General features: G+C 44.1%; 13 protein-coding genes. 6 read left to right on the top strand and 7 right to left on the bottom strand.

Annotation, left to right across the window (positions count from 1 at the left end):
• The 3 genes from qoxC to qoxA are packed head-to-tail and all read right to left on the bottom strand — an operon-like array spanning window position 1 to window position 3505.
• Entirely contained in the window at window positions 1-597 is a 597-nt protein-coding gene (gene qoxC / locus NV379_RS09055) for a cytochrome aa3 quinol oxidase subunit III (protein WP_258206967.1), read from the bottom strand.
• Window positions 594-2540: a cytochrome aa3 quinol oxidase subunit I gene (qoxB, locus tag NV379_RS09050; RefSeq protein ID WP_258206966.1), complete on the bottom strand. Its 1947-nt coding sequence runs from the start codon at window positions 2538-2540 to the stop codon at window positions 594-596. Before qoxB ends, qoxC begins: the two co-directional genes overlap by 4 nt.
• A 32-nt stretch (window positions 2541-2572) precedes the next feature.
• On the bottom strand, window positions 2573-3505 hold the full coding sequence (gene qoxA / locus NV379_RS09045; RefSeq protein WP_258206965.1) for a cytochrome aa3 quinol oxidase subunit II: 933 nt from the start codon (window positions 3503-3505) through the stop codon (window positions 2573-2575).
• A 477-nt stretch (window positions 3506-3982) separates the two neighbouring features.
• Here qoxA and NV379_RS09040 point away from each other — a divergent pair, with 477 nt between their 5' ends.
• Window positions 3983-4582, top strand: coding sequence for a sterol desaturase family protein (locus NV379_RS09040; RefSeq protein ID WP_258206964.1), 600 nt, complete (start codon window positions 3983-3985; stop codon window positions 4580-4582).
• A 118-nt stretch (window positions 4583-4700) separates the two neighbouring features.
• Window positions 4701-5456, top strand: a complete 756-nt coding sequence (locus NV379_RS09035) for a TrmB family transcriptional regulator (protein WP_258206963.1) — start codon at window positions 4701-4703, stop codon at window positions 5454-5456.
• Window positions 5457-5510: 54 nt separating this feature from the next.
• Here the strand turns inward: NV379_RS09035 and NV379_RS09030 are convergent, their stop codons facing one another.
• Both NV379_RS09030 and NV379_RS09025 read right to left on the bottom strand, forming a co-directional pair.
• Entirely contained in the window at window positions 5511-6551 is a 1041-nt protein-coding gene (locus NV379_RS09030) for an S-layer homology domain-containing protein (protein WP_258206962.1), read from the bottom strand.
• Between the two features lie 146 nt (window positions 6552-6697).
• The gene (locus NV379_RS09025; RefSeq protein WP_258206961.1) at window positions 6698-7897 is read right to left on the bottom strand and encodes an MFS transporter; all 1200 of its coding nucleotides are present in this window, start codon (window positions 7895-7897) and stop codon (window positions 6698-6700) included.
• 417 nt (window positions 7898-8314) lie between these two features.
• On the opposite strand from NV379_RS09025, the gene NV379_RS09020 reads away from it, so the two are divergent.
• From NV379_RS09020 to cydC, 4 genes are read left to right on the top strand one after another with little or no spacing between them, the layout of a single operon-like run.
• Entirely contained in the window at window positions 8315-9721 is a 1407-nt protein-coding gene (locus tag NV379_RS09020; protein ID WP_373426100.1) for a cytochrome ubiquinol oxidase subunit I, read from the top strand.
• Entirely contained in the window at window positions 9715-10731 is a 1017-nt protein-coding gene (cydB, locus tag NV379_RS09015; RefSeq protein ID WP_258206960.1) for a cytochrome d ubiquinol oxidase subunit II, read from the top strand. Before NV379_RS09020 ends, cydB begins: the two co-directional genes overlap by 7 nt.
• A complete protein-coding gene (gene cydD / locus NV379_RS09010) occupies window positions 10731-12455 on the top strand; it encodes a thiol reductant ABC exporter subunit CydD (RefSeq protein WP_258206959.1) in 1725 nt (574 codons plus the stop codon). The genes cydB and cydD overlap by 1 nt, the downstream gene beginning before the upstream one ends.
• Window positions 12452-14275, top strand: a complete 1824-nt coding sequence (cydC, locus tag NV379_RS09005; protein WP_258206958.1) for a thiol reductant ABC exporter subunit CydC — start codon at window positions 12452-12454, stop codon at window positions 14273-14275. The genes cydD and cydC overlap by 4 nt, the downstream gene beginning before the upstream one ends.
• A gap of 106 nt (window positions 14276-14381) precedes the next feature.
• On the opposite strand, the gene NV379_RS26050 is transcribed toward cydC, so the two are convergent.
• Both NV379_RS26050 and NV379_RS08985 read right to left on the bottom strand, forming a co-directional pair.
• Entirely contained in the window at window positions 14382-17702 is a 3321-nt protein-coding gene (locus NV379_RS26050; protein ID WP_308860269.1) for an S-layer homology domain-containing protein, read from the bottom strand.
• Window positions 17630-18820, bottom strand: coding sequence for a S8 family serine peptidase (locus NV379_RS08985; protein ID WP_258206957.1), 1191 nt, complete (start codon window positions 18818-18820; stop codon window positions 17630-17632). Before NV379_RS08985 ends, NV379_RS26050 begins: the two co-directional genes overlap by 73 nt.
• Window positions 18821-19044 lie beyond the last annotated feature (224 nt).

Genomic DNA, 19044 nt, shown 5'->3' with positions numbered 1-19044 from the left:
TTACATCATTCCTTTCAGATAGACGAAGCTGAAGATGAAGATCCAGACAACGTCTAAGAAGTGCCAGTACAAGGAGAAGATGAAGGATTTATTAGCCGTCTCCGGTGTAAATCCTTGACGCTTCACTTGAAGGAGAATTGCAGTACCCCATAGAAGACCGAATGTTACGTGCGCTCCGTGTGTGCCGAGCAAGACGAACAAGCTGGATAAGAATGCACTTGTTGTGAGAGTCGCACCTTCATGTACGTATGTGAAGAACTCAATAATCTCAACAGTAAGGAATCCGAGTCCAAGCAGCAAGGTAATGGAGAAGAAGATCATCATTGGCTTCTTCAGTCCAAGACGCATTGCGTGAATTGCTAGTCCACAAGTGAAACTACTTGTAAGGAGCAAGAAAGTCTCGATTAACACACCGTTCATTTCAAAAATTTCAGGACCCGTCGGGCCAGTGCCCGTACGGTTCCAAAGTGTAAAGTAAACAGCAAACAAAGTCGAGAACAGCGCAATTTCAGCGCCTAGGAAGAGCCAGAATCCGAAGATCTTGTTACTGTTCTCTTCTGTTGAATATTCAAGCGGCAAAGTGTCATCGATTTTCATGCCTGATCACCTCGCAATTTCTTTTCTGTTTCAGTAATTTCTTTGACGGATACATAGAAGCCATGATCACGTTCAAAGGAACGGTAAGCAAGCATAACCAGCATGACAACACCCATTACGATTGCAGGTACCCACCAGCTAAATACAAGGAAGAAGCCGAGTAGGAAGAACACGATACCCAAGATTAGTGGTTGACCACTGTTGCTTGGCATATGAATCTTTTCGATTTTCTTGCCTGCGTAAAGAGAAGTCTTGTTCTTTTTCGCAAACCAGTAAGAATCCAAACCATCTACTTCAGGTGTAATTGCAAAGTTATAGAATGGCACTGGGCTCGGTGTGCTCCACTCCAGCGTACGGCCATCCCATGGATCGCCTGTTGTGTCGCGTGGTGCATAACGGCAGCTCCAGTAAATGTTGTATACCAAGAGAGCAAAACCAATCGCAAGACCAACGGAACCGATTGTTGCAATCAAGTTCAGTGGACCAAAGCCTGTGCTTTCGGAGTACGTGTACATCCGGCGTGTCATACCGTTAAGACCAAGGAAGAACAACGGCAAGAATGTAACGTTAAAGCTGATTGCAATGAACCAGAATGCTGTTTTACCTTGTTTTTCATTAAGTCTAAATCCGAATACTTTCGGGAACCAGTAGTACATACCCGCAATAACGGCGAATACCGTACCTGGAATCAGAACGTAGTGGAAGTGAGCAACTAGGAACATCGTATTGTGGTATTGGTAGTCCGCACTTGCCATCGCAAGCATAACCCCTGTTACCCCACCAATCGTGAAGATTGGAATAAATGCAAGTGTGTAAAGCATCGGAGTTGTGAAGCTGATAACCCCATTTTTCAAGGTGAAGAGCCAGTTAAAGATCTTAACACCGGTTGGAATGGCAATCGCCATCGTTGTGATGGAGAAGAATCCATTGACCATTGCGCCATGTCCCATCGTATAGAAGTGATGCGCCCATACGAGGAAGGAGAGCAAGGAAATGGCAACCATACTGATAACCATTGATTTATAACCGTAAAGGTTCTTTTTCGAGAAAGTAGAGATAATTTCACTATAAATACCGAATGCCGGCAAGATAACGATATAAACTTCAGGATGTCCCCATACCCAGAACAAGTTCGCCCAAAGCATATCCATACCGCCATTGGCCATGGTGAAGAATTGTGCGCCGAAGATACGGTCAAACATCATAAGTGCAAGTGCCACAGTCAAGACTGGGAATGCGAACAAGATGATGACACAAGTGATCAGGGAAGACCATGTGAACATCGGCATGCGCATCAGTTTCATTCCTGGTGCACGCATCTTAAGGATGGTCACGATAAAGTTAACACCTGTCATAAGTGTACCTAGACCGGCAATCTGGATGGCAATACTGTAATAGTTATTACCTACTGTCGGACTAAATTCCAAGCTTGCAAGCGGGAAGTAAGCCGTCCAACCTGCATCCGGGGAACCCCCGATAATGAAGGAGATGTTGAAGAGCATTGCCCCTGCTGCAAATAGCCAGAAGCTGACTGCATTAAGTCTTGGGAAGGCTACGTCACGCGCCCCAATTTGGAGAGGGATTACAACGTTCATTAGACCCATAATAAATGGCATCGCCATGAATAGAATCATGATTACACCATGCGTAGTGAAAATTTCGTTATAATGCTGGGCATCTAAGAATTTCATGTCCGGCCCTGCTAGTTGTGTACGCATCATGAGTGCGTCGATACCACCACGAAGTAGCATCACAAGTGCAGCCACAATGTACATGACACCAATGCGTTTATGGTCTACAGTAGTCAGCCATTCTTTCCACATGTAGCCCCATTTTTTAAAATAAGTAAGACCTACGAGGATCGCAAGGCCGGCAACGATCATACTGATCATCGCGCCAATGATCATCGGTTCAGTCGAAACAGTAAATCCACTTGGGTTCATTGGGTATAACTCCTTTCTAAACGGTTCTTATGCTAGTGATGCGAATGTTCATTTTCGGTTTTTTGATCCGAGCTAGAATGAGTATCGTGGTTCATTTCTTCTTTCTTGCTATCTCCGCCGTGATTGTGACCGCCGTTCTCACCCTCTGGTGGTGGACTGAAATCAAGGTGTGTGGAGGAGTAAGATTTACGACCCACTTGTGTAGCTTCAAGTAGTTGTGCGAATTCAGTCTCCGATAACTTCGGTTCTTTGGATTTCACATCGCTAACCCATTTGCTGAATTCTGCTGGCGGCATAGCCAGTACTTCAAATTCCATTGTGGCAAAGCCTTTACCGGTGAAGTTCGAATTCTTACCTAAGAATGAACCCGGATGTTCAGCGACTAAGTTTAGCTTGTTTACCATGTCGCTCATGGCATATTTTTGACCACCGAGTTGTGGAATCCATAGACTGGAGATCGGTCCAAATGCATAAAGGCGGAACTCAATTGTTCGGTGTGTAGGAATGTTCAAGTAATTAACCGTTTCAATACCTTCTTCTGGATAGCTAAAATGCCATTTCCAGTTTGAAGAAGCAGCGTACACCACAAGTGGTTTTTCATTCTCGTAGCCTTTCGGTACACCTTCAACTTCGTTCGTTGTTTTAACTGTAACAACGGATAGAATGATTACGATAATGACTGGAATAACGGTCCATAAAATTTCGAGCCATTTACTTCCCTCATCGTGAGGCGGTTCATAGCCAGCTTTTGCCTTGGATGCGCGATATTTCACAAGCATAAAGACGAATAATACGTACACAACCAAGAGTACCCCTGCCATGATCCACATGGAGAAAATAATAGTGTTCGATTGTGTCTGTGCAACGGGTCCTTTTGGATCGAGCACAGTTAATGATTTTTCACAGCCTGTTAGAAAAACAACAAGCGCGATAAGAAACAGCGATAACGCTCCTCTTTTTTTCATAAGAAACCCCTTTCTTTGAGCGTATATAATGTTGGATGCTTAATTGGGTTCACTCATCTTTGCGTCTATCTTAGTAACTATTCCATGCAAAAACAAACAACATAGAAACCCATTAATGTTACATAATTCCAAAAACTATAAACAAATGGATTGGTGAAAAAGCGGTTTTTCCTCAAATGTGCTTAAAATCACGAATTAAACGCCAAATTCGGCGATTTTGATTTTTGTTCATAATTGTGAAATTAATATCATAGTTCAAATTTTCGCCACGATTGCGAACTGAATAAGGCGAATAGCCTTAATTTTGATAAAATTAAGAACGTTAAGTAGAGTCATCATAGCATGGTAAATGTTTCATCCTTATGACAATAATCACAGACTATCACTGATATGATGAAAGGCTGAGGGATATGATTTTTTAGAAATTTTAGACAAAATATATATATTTTCGGTATACTAGATTTGGGTGATGCGCTTATGGAGAAAACCAGTCTGAGAAAAGAATTTTGGCTGGATGGAAGAGTTTTATTTATATCAACAATGTTTGTGATTTATACGGTTGCTGCATGCCTAAGTCTATCCTTGTGGTCGCCTGTTGCATTAGTGGCAGGGGTGGTTCTGTTCTTCTGCGCGGAGTATTTTATTCATCGCTATTTGCTGCATCCAGCAGCTATTAAGCTCATGCCAAGTGCGATTAAGGGACATGATAAGCATCATGATGATCCGACGAATATGAAGTTTTTGTTAACACCAAATACGTATAATGTGCCTTATCACGGCTTTCTCTGGATTGCATTAATATTGATCTGGGGTAACTTTTACTTAGCAAGTAGCATGATGGTTGGCTTTAGCGCGTATCATCTGATGTATGAATGGACACACTTTGTCTCACACCGTCCAATCGTGCCGCGTACGTTGCTGGGTCGTTGGATGAAGAAGGTGCATTTACTCCATCATTTTAAAGATCCGGATCAATGGTATGGGGTTACACATCCGGTATTCGATAAAGTGATGCATACGGATAAATTGGATTTGCCGAAGGCGGATCAATCGAAGGATAAGCATGCTTCCATGTAGGGAGTGTGCTTTTTTTATTTGTTTGAAAATGAGCGCAGTGAAACGAATTCTTCAAGTGTGGTAAACTAAGGTTTAATGGAATGTGATCAGGAAGTGGGCCGAAGTGCCAGGAGGACGTATGCTGCAGAAATTTGGTTTTTCGCAATATGAAAGCAGGGTCTATGAAGTGCTCGTCACAAGCGGTGAGCCAATGGATGCAACGCAGATTGTGAAACATTCAGGTGTGCCGAAATCGAAAATTTATGAAGTGCTAACGCGCATGATTGATAAAGGGATGCTGATGGATTCGGTGTCCGAGAAGAAGAAACTGTATACGGCGCTGCCGTCGGCGATCGTAATTGAGAAGTTAACGGCGGAGTTTCAGGACAATATTAAGCGCCTTAAGCAGCAAACCGCTAAGCGAACATTTGCGGATGACCGGGTGTGGAGTTTGAAAGTGGATTCCTCAATCCGTGCGCAGACCGTAGAGCTTATCGAAAGTGCGAAGGAATCGATCCTATTTTCCGCGTGGAATGATGAGTTCGTGGAGTTTCTACCCTTGTTAGAGGAGCAGGAGCGTAAGGGGATTGAGGTTGAAGCGCTTGTGGTGGGGCATATGAAGACGAGCCTTAAGCATATTAAAACGCTCATCCCGCAGGACGAGCATGGCCTAGAGCGCTATCGGCTTCTTGTGATCGATGATCGCGAGGTTTTGTTCGCAGGCAATGAGGATCAGAAGTGGCAGGCGATGAAGACGGGGGCGCAGCCGTTCGTGAAGTTCTTCAGTGAGTTCTTCTACCATGATGTGGCGCTGGTGAAGATCACAGATAAGTATTACGATCTACTGATGAACGATGAGGAGATCCGAGCAATTTTGCTGAAATTGAAGTATTAACGAGAAAAAGTGATCAACGACCATTCATTGAAATGGTAATTGATCACTTTTATTTTATTTACGTACGATATAAAGAGATGTGATTGGCGTGGTATTCGTGTTGAGCTTACCTTCGTATTGGGATAGGGTCTTAATCGTAACGCGGTAAAGACCTTCTGTAGGTAGGTCTATTATCTCCGTAAATTGATTGTTATCAATAAGTGTCTTCTGGTTGTTTACCGGAATGAAGTTATATCCGTCCCAATGTTCGATCTGGAGTTCAAGGTGATCACTTACGACTAATTGGACGGTTCCGTTTAGGGTAAATGATGTGTCTGTTGTGCTTGTATATCCCTTAGTTGGATTCGTTAGTGTGATTGTATTGAAGATATCGAAATCATACTTTGGAACTGTGATCTCTAATGGGTACAGCTCAAACGGATTCTGATGCAAAGCCGCAGGATCGTAGTTCATGTGTACGTATGGGCTTGGATATAAGTGCTGCGTCTTGGATTTAAATTGTTTAATGATCGTAACAGCTTCAGCTCGCGTCAAATATTTACTGCCTTCGAAGCCTTCAACAGTGGAATCTGTACGACCATGCACAATTCCGCTATCCAACAAGAATTGGATCGAATCGTCAATTTCATAACTTCGGCCGCTTGCATTTGTCAAAATTGTTGCCGCTAAGTGACGTTGAAGCGTGACGTTAGATCGGGCGCTGCCTTTAGGTGCCCATGGCATATCATCAAGTTTGCTAGGAGGAGGCATAACCGTACTCCACTGCATCTGATAGGCATACTTTACATAAGGTTTCATCCAATCGCTTGTATCCTCATTAGATGGCAATTGATCTTGTGGCACATAAGCACGGATCAACATCGCTAGGAAATCATTCTGTCCTACGATCTGATCGGGTTTGAACGTACCATCGGGATAACCTGCGACAATGCCTTGTTCGTATGCCCATGTAACGGACTCATTAGCCCAATGATCGGAAGGTACATCTGTGAACTGCTTGGACTGCGCAAATGCTGAGATTGGGAACATCGCGAGGATTAGCAAGCTGCTGATACTCGTTAGAACACATTTAAGTAGTCTTTTTCGATTAAACATAAAGGCTCCTATTCTTCATGCAAGGTTACTGAACTAGACGCGCTGAGTTCCCAAAAGTTGCAGAAGTGGAAGAAAGTTGGAGAAATCAAAAAAGGAGCCTCAACGATCAATGGATCGAAAAAGGCTCCTTTTCATATAGGTAAAATCTAAGCTTCCGTACCTACGTTAGAATGATTCTGCATATTGGCATGTCCAGTTGCTTGCTTCAACGGTCTTGTAATTGAATAAAACGCAATGAGTAGTGTAATGACGATAATCCCAGCACCAACCCAAGCATTCGTCTCGACCGTATATTGGCTAATGACAATCCCTCCGATGGAAGAGCCTGCGGCTATTCCAATATGAAGCGCGGAGTTGTTCAGTGTTTGCTGAATTTCGCCAGAACCAGGTGAAGATTCGATTAAGTAGTTCTGAATGGCAGGGGTAATCGACCAACTTAGACCGCCCCAGATGATCATAACAACGAGGAAAGTATAGATCGATCCTGTTACCAGAGGCAGAATGGCCATTGCAATCAAGTAAGCGGTGATAATCACCATAATGCTTTTCTTCGAACCCCATTTATCCACTAACCATCCCCCTAAACCGCCGCCGCATACAGCCGCGATACCGTAGATGAAGTAGAAGATCGTTACCCAAGATGCGTCCAAATGCAAAGTTGTGGTAAAAAAAGGTGTTAAATACGCATAAAGAGTCAGGTGTCCGGTTAAAAATAACACAGAAGTTAATTGCGCAGTAAATATTTTACGGTTTTTCAGTGTCACGAGCTGCTGCCAGAGCGGAATGCTTGTTGGTTTAATTGGGAACTTAGCCAGCAAGAAGTACATACATACCATCACAACGAGTGTAAGGATGGCGATAAACAGGAATGGCGCACGCCAGCTATAGGCGTTACTAAGGACAAGGCCAAGTGGAACACCAAGGACAAGCGAGCCGCTAATTCCCATATAAATCACACCAATCGCACGTGCACGGTACGCTGTCTGGACAATTTGGGAGGCGATTGTGACACACAAGACAACAAGGAGAGAACCGCTGGCCGCTGAAACAATTCGAGACAACATTAAGACATTGTAATCAGGGCTTAAATAGGCCAGCACATTGCCCATGCTAAATAACGCGAGCGTAATTAATAGCAGTTTTTTACGTTCAATACGGGTCGTGATAGCAAACAATATAGGGGCTGAAATGGCAAATGCGACGGAGAACATGGTGATGAGTTGCCCGGCACTGCTCACAGATACATTCAGATCAGCAGCGATTAAATCTAACGTTCCACCTATGATTAATTCGACTGTTCCAACCACGAAAGCTGCAACAGCTAATATATAGACGCGACGATCCATTTTTTAAAAAACACTCCTTCTCTTCGTTAGGTTACCACTGCAATGGTAACTTTATTTGACGGATATCGCAAGCCCAATTTCTGTGAGAAGAAGGTGTTAGAGGACGTCAAGCAAGCAGTCTTTCCAAGGTTGAACTTCCAGTATTTAAATATATTGTGACAAAGCGTTGAAAATTGATTATAAAAATATTCCAGTTGATTTACTTTGTGACTTTTGTCACAATAAAGTTCTGTGTTATTTGTTACAAATATCACAAGGGGATTATTTAACAATAAAGTTATTCCTTTATGAACAAGCAAGCAGCACACAACCTTAAAACAACAATAACAATAATCACTGCTAAATCTGAGGTTGACAGCTAAGATAGATCACTTTGACAAATATGTGCTGAAATTAAGAGAGAAAGAGGGAAGGGAAATGTTGGATCCGGTATTAATCTCGCGTTTGCAATTTGCATCGACGACCATTTTCCACTTTATCTTCGTACCGATCTCAATTGGACTTGCATTACTAATTGCGATGATGGAGACGATGTACGTCATTAAAGGGGAAGAAAAGTACAAGAAGATGGCGAAGTTCTGGGGGCATTTTTTCCTCATTAACTTTGCAGTCGGTGTTGTAACAGGTATCTTGCAAGAGTTCCAGTTCGGAATGAACTGGTCGAGTTATTCAAGATTTGTAGGTGACGTATTTGGTGCGCCACTTGCGATTGAAGCATTATTAGCATTTTTCCTGGAATCGACATTCCTAGGTTTATGGATATTTGGTTGGGAACGTTTATCAAAGAAATTACACTTGATGTGTATTTGGCTCGTATCGATCGGTACAGTCTTGTCCGCATTCTGGATCCTAGTCGCGAACTCCTTTATGCAAAGACCTGTGGGCTTTGAGGTCAACAATGGTCGAGCAGAGATGAATGATATCTTCGCGTTACTTGGTAACGGTCAGTTATGGTGGGAATTCCCGCATACGATCTTTGCTGCATTCTTAACGGGTGCATTCCTGGTAGCAGGTTTATCTGCTTGGAAGTTACTTAAGAAACAGAATATTACGTTCTTTAAAAAGTCTTTCCAAATTGCAATCTGCGTGGCACTCGTATCTTCCATCGCAGTTGCGCTATTCGGACATAAGCAAGCGGAGTATTTAATTCATACACAACCGATGAAAATGGCAGCAAGTGAAGGGCTATGGGAAGATAGTGAAGACCCAGCACCTTGGACGGTGTTTGCAACGATTGATCCGGTTAAGCAAGAAAATGGGATGTCATTCAAAGTCCCTTACCTCTTGAGCTTCTTGTCTTACGGGGAGTTCAAAGGTCAAGTTAAAGGGATGAAGACCCTGCAAGCCGAGTATACGGAAAAATACGGTGATCGTAACTATATTCCACCCGTACGTACGACGTTCTGGAGCTTCCGTATTATGATCGCGGCAGGTGTGGCGATGATTCTACTGAGTATGTATGGTGTGTACTTGGCCTATCGCAGAAATATGGATGAGAACAAGAACAAATGGTTCCTACGTATCATGGTATGGGCGATCTCGCTTCCGTTTATCGGGAATACAGCGGGCTGGATCATGACAGAGATTGGGCGTCAGCCTTGGACCGTATTTGGTCTCATGACGACAGAAGAGTCCGTCTCACCGAATGTAAGTGCAGGTTCGATGCTCTTTGCATTAATCTCCTTCACTGTCATTTATACGATTCTGGGAATCGTACTTGTTTATCTATTCATTCGTGAACTTAAGAAAGGTCCAGAGGGCCTTCAAAAAGCGGATCAGCATTCCAGCGATCCATTCGATAAGGAGGAACCACAAAAATGCTAACATTACCGGTTATCTGGTTCATTCTGGTCGCGGTGTTGTTCGTAGGCTTCTTCTTCCTAGAAGGTTTTGACTTTGGTGTCGGGATGGCAACGAAGTTTCTTGCCAAAACAGATTTGGAGCGTCGTGCGCTCATTAACTCCATTGGCCCATTCTGGGACGCGAACGAAGTTTGGTTAATTACAGCGGGTGGCGCGATGTTCGCAGCATTCCCACACTGGTACGCGACACTATTCAGTGGGTTCTTCATTCCACTTGTGTTCGTTTTACTTGCGCTAATTGCGCGCGGTGTTGCGTTTGAGTTTAGAGGTAAGGGTAGTTCTGAAACTTGGAAAAAGGCATGGGATTGGGCGATCTTCTTCGGAAGTTCCCTACCTCCGTTCTTGTTCGGTGTTGTGTTTGCATGTCTCATTCAAGGGCTTCCAATCGATCAAGACATGGAAATGCGTGCAGGATTCTTCGATATCGTGAATGCCTATACAGTCATGGGTGGTTTAGCGGTTACGATGCTTTGCTTCGTACACGGCTTGATGTTCACTACGCTTCGTACAATGGGTGACCTAAGAGATCGCGCTCGTGCGATGGCGAAGAAAATGTTATTCCCGCTCGCTGCCGTACTTGGCATTTTCTCCTTGATGACGTACATGATGACCGATTTATTCGTGCTTCGCAGCGGTTATCTCGTATGGATCGCAATTCTAGGTGTTGTTGCGTTCCTACTAAGCGGTTACTTCATGGAAAGCAAACGCGATGGCTGGGCATTCGGTATGACGGGCGCTGTCATCTTGCTTTCAACAGCATCCATCTTCGTGGGACTATTCCCGCGTGTGATGATTAGTTCGATCAATCCTTTGTATGACTTAACGGTGACGAATGCATCATCTGGGGCATATTCCCTTAAAGTCATGACGATTGTGGCACTTACACTGCTTCCATTCGTACTTGGATATCAGATTTGGAGTTACTTCGTGTTCCACAAGCGGATTAACGAGAAGGAGCATATGGAATATTAATGGATAGAAATTTGCTGGGATATAAGGGGATCAAGCCGGTCCTAATGATGATCACAATCCTCATTCTCGTGCAAAGCTTTTCTATAATTTTTCAGGCAAAATGGCTGGCGGACGTCTTGTCCGCCCTTTTTGCAGGGGAGACATTAAGCGAGCAGACGGGCACTATTGCGCTGTTTCTGCTTGCTTTTTTTATACGCCAAATCACAAATATGTTGCAGCAAAAAGTGGCGTATCGCTTTGCCGAGGTGACAGGAATCTCTATAAGGAAAAAGTTAATGGAAAAGCTGTTTCAGCTTGGACCGCGCTTTGCGCAAACGGCTGGGACGGGTAACTTGGTCACACTTGTGCTTGAAGGTGTATCGAAGTTCCGCACCTATCTAGAGCTTATCCTTCCAAGGATGATTAGCACTTCAATTACACCCGTTCTCATACTAGCTTATGTGTATTACTTGGATATAACGGCAGGCTTAATTCTGACGTTCACGATGCCGATCTTGATCGCTTTCTTGATTCTTGTCGGTTTAGCTGCGAAGAAGCAGATGAACGAGCAGTGGGAGTCCTATCGGAAGTTATCGAACCACTTTGTTGATGCACTTCGAGGACTCGAGACACTTAAGTTCTTGGGACAGAGTCGTGCGCATAGTGAGACGATTGGCAAGGTGAGTAACCGATATCGCTCAGCGACGATGAAGACGCTAAGAGTGGCATTCTTATCTTCGTTCGCGCTCGATTTCTTCACGAGTTTGTCCGTGGCATCCGTAGCGGTGAGTCTTGGACTTCGTCTGATTAACGGTAACCTAGACTTATATACAGGCTTGTTAATTCTAATCCTCGCACCGGAGTACTTCTTACCTGTTCGAATGGTGGGTGCGGACTACCATGCGACTTTGAATGGGAAAGAAGCTGGGGCAGCGATGCAGGCGATTATAGATGAGCCGGTAGCGGAGCAGACGAATGGGATGGCTACGAATTTAGCTTGGGCTAAAGATAGTTCAATAAAGTTACACGGAGTTGGCGTTGAACACGAAGGCAGTGGACGTCCTTCCATTGACGATGTTTCGATTGAACTGGCGGGAATGCGCAAGATCGGCATTGTTGGTGAGAGTGGTGCAGGTAAATCTACACTCATTGATGTGTTGGGTGGTTTCTTGCGACCGACGTCAGGGAGTATTGATGTGAATGAGAATACGTATGCCTCGCTTACAAGTGAAGCTTGGCAGCAAGGAACGACGTATATCCCGCAGCATCCATACATTTTTAATGGCACGCTAGCAGATAATGTACGTTTCTATCATCCTGAGGCGTCTATAGAAGATGTTGAACAAGCGATTGAAGCAGCTGGCTTAACGCGCGTAGTGGCGGGTCTGCCGAATGGTGTGAATGAAGTGATTGGTAATGGCGGGCGTATGCTCAGTGGCGGTCAGGAACAGCGTGTGGCGCTTGCACGAGCCTTCTTAAGTCAACGTTCGGTTATATTGTTAGATGAGCCGACGGCACATCTGGATATCGAGACGGAGTATGAGCTGAAGGCGACAATGTTAGACCTATTTTCCGATAAACTCGTGTTTCTTGCGACTCATCGACTGCACTGGATGCCGGACATGGATCTTGTTATTGTGATGGATCAAGGCAAGGTAGCTGAGATTGGTACGCATAATGAGTTAATGGCGAGCAAGGGCGTTTACTATGAGATGGTTGCCTTGCAATTGGAGGGGATTTCATGAAGCAATGGATCATGCCATATGTTAAAACGTACTACTGGCGGTTTGTGATCATTATTGCGATTGGTGCGCTCACCGTGATGAGTGCGAGTATGCTGACATTTACGTCGGGGTACCTCATCTCCAAATCTGCTCTGCGTCCGGAAAATATTCTGATGGTTTATGTGCCGGTTGTACTTGTACGGACATTCGGAATTAGCCGAGCGGTTGTGCATTATATCGAGCGATTGGTTGGGCATGATGCGGTACTGCGGATTTTATCTCAAATGCGTGTGAGGCTGTATCGAATCTTAGAGCCGCAGGCATTATTCATTCGATCCAGATTCCGTACAGGGGATATTCTTAGCGTATTAGCAGACGATATTGAGCATTTGCAAAACGTGTATATTCGTACCATTTTCCCAGCTGTCGTAGCAGCACTTATGTATGGAGTTGTTGTCGGTGTTCTTGGCTGGTGGGACTTAACGTTCGCCATTGTGATGGGACTGTACCTACTTGTGCTTGTAGTGGTTCTGCCATGGGTATCGCTTGCCGTTACGATTCGTAAACAACAGCAGATGAAGGCTGGCCGTAACCGATTGTATCAGAAGCTAACAGATGCCGTGCTTGGCATTAGCGATTGGAAAATAAGCGGTCGTGCATCACAATTCCTTGCGATGTATGAAGCCGATGAAGCGGAAGTAACGCGTGTTGAACGCTCACTTAGCACGTGGAGCAGATGGCGTGGAATGATCGCAGCAGCAATGGTTGGTTTCGCCGTTGTGATCATGATTTACTGGGCTGGACAGCAGTATGCGGATGGGAAGATGATGGTTACGCATATCGCTGCATTCGTACTGGTGACTCTACCCATTATGGATGCGTTCATTCCTGTATCGGATGCGATTGAGAAAATCCCATCCTACAAGCAGTCGCTTAGTCGGTTGAATGCGATTGGGGAGTCGGATTATGAAGTGGAAGTACATGATGCTCTATCGATAGGACAGGATAGCAAGTCTGGGGTTACTGATGAGGCGTTTCGTGTGGTCAGACAGCAAGCGCATATCTCCTTACAGGATGTTCGTTATGCGTATGAAGGTAACGTTTCTACGTCGGATGAGGCTGCTCAAGGCACAGCTAGTGTTGACACAAGGCAGCCAATATGGAGCGTAGATGGAGTCTCGCTCGACATCCCACAAGGGAAGAAAGTGGCGATTATCGGACGAAGTGGTGCGGGTAAATCGACGCTTCTGAAGCTTATTCAAGGTGCGATCTCACCTGTTAGCGGTGAAGTACGCATTAATAATGTGCCAGCTGATGCTTATGGTGAACATATTCCAAGTGTGATCTCCGTACTGAATCAAAGTCCACATTTATTTGATACGACGCTTGCGAATAACATGCGACTTGGAAGACGCAGTGCATCGGACGAGGACATTGCAGAAGTTGCGAAATTGGTTCGTCTGGATACGCTTATTGAGTCGCTACCACATGGGTTTGATACTCCGATGCATGAAGCGGGTAAACGCTTCTCTGGTGGTGAACGTCAGCGTATTGCGCTAGCTCGTGTCCTCCTCCAGGAGACACCGGTCGTTATTCTTGATGAACCGACAGTCGGACTTGATCCACGCACAGAGCGAGAGCTGTTGCGAACGATGTTCCAGACGATGGAGGGCAAGTCGCTCATCTGGATTACGCATCATCTCGTCGGTGCAGAGCAGATGGATGAAGTGATTTTCATGGAAGATGGTAAGATCGAGATGCGTGGAACACACGCGGAATTGATGGCGAGTTATCCGCGATATCGGAACTTGTATCATTTGGATCGGCCAGTAGGAGTTTAAGCTGACGGTTCAATATAGCTCACTATATAGCAAGAGTCCCTTTCGTCTATGACGAAGGGGACTCTTTTTGTTTGGATTAACAGGGAACGAGCAAAGCTCGTAACGATTAGTTAATCAAGTTTCCTTTTTGCAATAAGAAGTAGATGACAGAAGCAGCAGCTTCGCGAGTTGTGGTGGCAGTTGGTAAGAATAATGTTGCTTCGTCTGACTTCACTCCAGAGATAAGGCCGTTGTCTGTAAGTGTTTTGATGCTGTCTTGTGCATAGGATTCGATGCTCGACTGATCGCCGTAAGGCACGTTGCCAGGTAGGCTCTTCGTTGAAACATTGAGAAGTTTCAATGCGCGAGCAACCATAACCGCTAAGTCTTGACGGCTGATTACAGCATTCGGATCGAACTTGTCACCACCAACGCCGCTAATTAGACCAGCGTTAGAAGCAGCAGCTACAGCACCTGAGAACCAATCTGTTGAAGCGATATCAGTGAACTTGGTATTCCCTTTTGCTTGCAAACCAAGTGCACGAGTGAGCATTGCTGCAAATTCTGCGCGCGTGACGTCTTTTGTAGGTGAGAAAGTCGTATCAGATGTTCCGAAAAGAAGGAAACGATTAGCTAGACCTTCAATGCGAGATTTGGCCCATGATGTGTCGATGTCCGTAAATTGAACGGAGCGAGTAGCTAGAGCGTATACAGAGAAACCAGGACGGCTTACAGTTACCGTCTTCGTACCGTCTGTGTTCTTCGTAATTGTAGCTGGAACACCATTTACTTCACCACCAGAGAGGTAGAGAACACCGACATTGTTTGTATCGATATTGCCAGCAATGTTGAACGAACGCTTAACGAAAGTTTGAGCAGGGACATCAAGCGGAGTTGATGTGCTGCCGTTTACGACATTGACTTCGTAAGATATTGGTGTGCTAAGCACCTTCGTACCTGGCAGTTTGCTTGAGAAAGTTGCGTTTTGATCAGCTGCGGAGCCGATTATTACAGTTATTTCAGCACCTGCAGGGACATTCTTGAGTGCAGATACAGGGAGTGCAAGAGATGCAGATCCACTGCTAATAATGACAGAATTTTCTGAATTTCCGCTTTGTAGCTTGGCAACTTGCGCAGGTGTGAGAGTGAAGTTGAGCTTCTCTCCATCTTTCACAGGTGCATTTACAACGAGAGCAGCAGGTAATTTTGGGTTCTTATTCAGAGCAGATTGCAAGTCAGCATCAGAAATCTTCGCTGATACATCGCTACCACTCTTGCTTACAGAAGCAATCACGTTTACAGCTACTTGGCCTTGGTTTACAACACTTGTCGCGGAGTTGTTAGTCGTTGGTGATGGTGTAGGAGCAGGTGTTGTTGAGCCGCCGCCGGAGCTGGAGCCACCGCCACCGCCACCGCCGGTACTACCGCCGTCTCCACCAGTACCTGGACTTGTATTGGTTCTAACACCAAATGCTTTTTCGGCGGAATAAGCGATATCACTACCATCAGGATATTTAAGCGGATTTAAGTTTTTGTCAACAAGTGAGGCTTCTATGGATAATACATAGTTACCGGGATTGAGCTTGCCGACAACTTTCTTATTATCGACGACATTATAGTAAGAGCCGTCCAGTTTCTTAAATATAAATTTGTCAGGATCAATAGCTTGAAGTTCACCATTAACTTTATTCGCATACTGACCAACAATTCCAATTGAGTTACCATCATAACCAAAGTACTCAAGCGTAATTAAATTCATGTAATCTGCATTTAAGGTAACGGACGCATCAGCTGTTTTTTCTTCTGATAAGCCATTGGTCACAATGTAGTCTCTTGTGAGTGTCATATCTTGTAAAGGGAATCCAGTTTCAGGATTAGGATTCGTACCGACATTCACGACAAAGGGTAAATGCAACGTTGGGTGATCATTGCTAGTTAGAATAATATCTCCTTCATATACACCATCCACTGCATTTACATTAGGGCTGAGTGTTAGGGAGAATTTCTTTGTCTCTCCTGGGGTTACAGTGATTTGGCTATCTGCACTAAGGCCATTTAAAGCTGTTGAGATATTTTTTACATCTGGAGTGTCGATCCAATTCGCATAGTTGTTGCTAAGGTCAGAAGAAACGCTAGGGTGCATTTTAATAGAAGCCTTATAGGTTACGCTTTGGTCTGAAATATTTTTAAGTTGGAGTTTTTCTTCTTTAGCTGCTTCCCCAGCTTTCATTAATCCAAAACTTGCACTGCTGTTGTAGTTGGTCACGCGTTGTCTATTTAAGTTTTTATCCAAGATTTGAATGGTGTCTATAGTTTGTACTAAAGCAGGAGTTTGAAGAGCATTCTTGATATTTACTCTTCCAGCACCTTGTGAGTAGACATCGTAGAGCATGTTCTCATCTTTATCGAAATAAATTTGTTCGGCTGTGTTTGCTAGTGCAGCTCGAACATCGAATGGTGACCAGTTTGGATACTTTTGTTTCAAAAGTATGGCTAGACCTGCGACATGAGGAGTTGCCATACTTGTACCACTAATTCGATTGTACGCATCTGTATAGTCCCCACCGTATGCTGGCCAAGTGGACATGATATTCACGCCCGGTGCTGCGATATCGGGTTTGATACTGAAATTACCATCTGATTCCGGACCTCTTGAGCTAAAGGATGCCATATCATCTCCAGGGATAGGAGATGCTTTGAATTCTTTATTAAACGTAAATGTAAGCGTAGAGCCGCTTCCATCAGTTAGTTTTCTAGCTAATTGTCGACCTTCGGTTCCCTTCATATCCAATATAGGAAGAAGAGAGAGGCTATCACCAACTAATGCATTAATAGAGCCATTGCGATCTTTAACGTCATCATTAAGGTCAGGTGTACTCGTTCCAGAAATAACGTTACCATTGAAGATAATGATCGCTTTTGCCCCATGACTCTTTGCAATTGTTGCTTTGTCAATAAATGATAGAATTCCGCGTGAAGCTAATACAATCTTATCTTTGACATCTTTATCTTTATAGTCAGCTTCCGCACCAAGACCCACATATACAGCATCTAATGGACTACTACCTAAAATCTCTGCAAAATTCTCTTTTCCAGTTTCCCAACCCATGGTTTGCAAAGGATGATCAAGAGAAGTTTCGGTGTCAGTCGCCGTAGACTGAGCAGATTCTGTAGATTGAATTTGCTTATTATCTTCAGCTTGTTCTTTAGGCTTAGCAGGCGGATCAGCCACTTCTGAAGGGGTAATCGATTCTGCTGCCGTAAGTTGAGCAGCTTCTACAGGAGGTACAGTAGGTTGTTCCGTTTTCGTGTTTGTTTCATTGGAATTCTGTTCCGTAGTTTTTCCTGCGGCATCAGCCTTCGGTGCAGGTGTTATTAATGAACTGTGAACACCAGTTGTATAAATTTTGGAAGCACTAGTAACGGCACCAACAGTAATGCCAAGCATGCTGAGGCTGGTGATCCCATTGAGTAGTAGTAAGGGCCACTATCTGCTGCATTGCCACTTGCCACAACTGCTACGACTCCTGCTAATACCGCATTATTAATCGCTATGGAATCTGGGCTGTTAGGGTCTTTAACGCTGTCTGCACCTAGAGACAAGTTAATGACTTGTGCGCCATCTCTTACAGCACGTTCTATACCATCAATAACTTGTGCAGATGAACCAGATGCTCGACCTGTTTTATCATCACGTCCAAGGACTTTGTAATTGTACATGTCCGCCTCATATGCGACCCCTTTTTGAACAATTTCAGAGGTTGGATTGGTTGCTCGTCCTGCAATAGTGCCGGCAACATGTGTTCCATGATAGGTACCTTCAAATGGATTGTCTGGATTGGATAAGTCCGGTTTTTCCTCATACGGATCTGGTCTGTTGTAGAATGAGTCATAGCCGCCTTTATAAGCATCTTTAAGGTCTGGATGCTTATAGTCTACGCCCGTATCAATGACCCCAACTTTTACGCCAGCACCCGTTAGTTTCTCAACATTCCAAGCATAATCGATTCCAATTTGATTTAGTGGTTCCATGTCAATAAAAGGCTGGTCCTGAGTTGGATTAGGTGCTGGAATTGCGTAGTAGGTACTATTCTCGTAGACAGAGAGTACTTCGGGCAAGTCAGCAAGAGCTTGGATCTGGTTGGATGGGATTGTAATTTCCATACCATTAATAACCGTATTATAAGTGAAGTTTTTAGTGATCGAGAGTCCTTTGTCAGCTGCTCCTTGCAAGAAAGAAGTTTGTTGGGAATTGATACTGGATACTGTAGATTCAGCTGAGAAAGTATTGACTCCCATCTTAGCTGCGTATTTACCGACAGCAATTGGCTGATTACGGAACTGAACAATAACATTAATTGGCCCTGCAGATTTTGCATTTAGGTTTAATCCTGGTGAGATGTAAGCTTTTTGCATAGCAGATGGCTTTGCAATTGATAAGGATGATTGCTGCAATAAGTCTACTACTGTTTCCGCCTTCGCACTGCTCGTAGACAACAATAATCCACTAGAAGCGATGAGTGAGAGTGCGAGTGTTAGGGATGTTGCTTTTTTAAACAACTTCATTTTTCTCAAAAGTTTTTCCCTCATTTCTATGAAATAGTGATCCCATTTTAAAGATTTACAGGATATGTATGGAAAAAACAGGATATAAAATCTAATTCTGCATGCCTGTCAGAATCCCTTTCTCATTTAGAAGGAAATTAATTATAGTTAAAACAAAAAAACGGACATCTCTATGAGACATCCGTTTCATCCAAAGCCAATCTATTATTTCATCTAATAGAATG

This window comes from Paenibacillus radicibacter, from assembly GCF_024721995.1.
Classification (GTDB): domain Bacteria; phylum Bacillota; class Bacilli; order Paenibacillales; family NBRC-103111; genus Paenibacillus_AM; species Paenibacillus_AM radicibacter.
This window is presented reverse-complemented; position numbering and strand designations above follow the sequence as displayed.

Excerpts from the sequence above, each read along its gene's own strand:
- qoxC (WP_258206967.1), bottom strand. The coding sequence starts at position 597 with ATGAAAATCGATGACACTTTGCCGCTTGAATATTCAACAGAAGAGAAC.
- qoxB (WP_258206966.1), bottom strand. The coding sequence starts at position 2,540 with ATGAACCCAAGTGGATTTACTGTTTCGACTGAACCGATGATCATTGGC.
- qoxA (WP_258206965.1), bottom strand. The coding sequence starts at position 3,505 with ATGAAAAAAAGAGGAGCGTTATCGCTGTTTCTTATCGCGCTTGTTGTT.
- NV379_RS09040 (WP_258206964.1), top strand. The coding sequence starts at position 3,983 with ATGGAGAAAACCAGTCTGAGAAAAGAATTTTGGCTGGATGGAAGAGTT.
- NV379_RS09035 (WP_258206963.1), top strand. The coding sequence starts at position 4,701 with ATGCTGCAGAAATTTGGTTTTTCGCAATATGAAAGCAGGGTCTATGAA.
- NV379_RS09030 (WP_258206962.1), bottom strand. The coding sequence starts at position 6,551 with ATGTTTAATCGAAAAAGACTACTTAAATGTGTTCTAACGAGTATCAGC.
- NV379_RS09025 (WP_258206961.1), bottom strand. The coding sequence starts at position 7,897 with ATGGATCGTCGCGTCTATATATTAGCTGTTGCAGCTTTCGTGGTTGGA.
- NV379_RS09020 (WP_373426100.1), top strand. The coding sequence starts at position 8,315 with ATGTTGGATCCGGTATTAATCTCGCGTTTGCAATTTGCATCGACGACC.
- cydB (WP_258206960.1), top strand. The coding sequence starts at position 9,715 with ATGCTAACATTACCGGTTATCTGGTTCATTCTGGTCGCGGTGTTGTTC.
- cydD (WP_258206959.1), top strand. The coding sequence starts at position 10,731 with ATGGATAGAAATTTGCTGGGATATAAGGGGATCAAGCCGGTCCTAATG.
- cydC (WP_258206958.1), top strand. The coding sequence starts at position 12,452 with ATGAAGCAATGGATCATGCCATATGTTAAAACGTACTACTGGCGGTTT.
- NV379_RS26050 (WP_308860269.1), bottom strand. The coding sequence starts at position 17,702 with ATGCTTGGCATTACTGTTGGTGCCGTTACTAGTGCTTCCAAAATTTAT.
- NV379_RS08985 (WP_258206957.1), bottom strand. The coding sequence starts at position 18,820 with ATGAAGTTGTTTAAAAAAGCAACATCCCTAACACTCGCACTCTCACTC.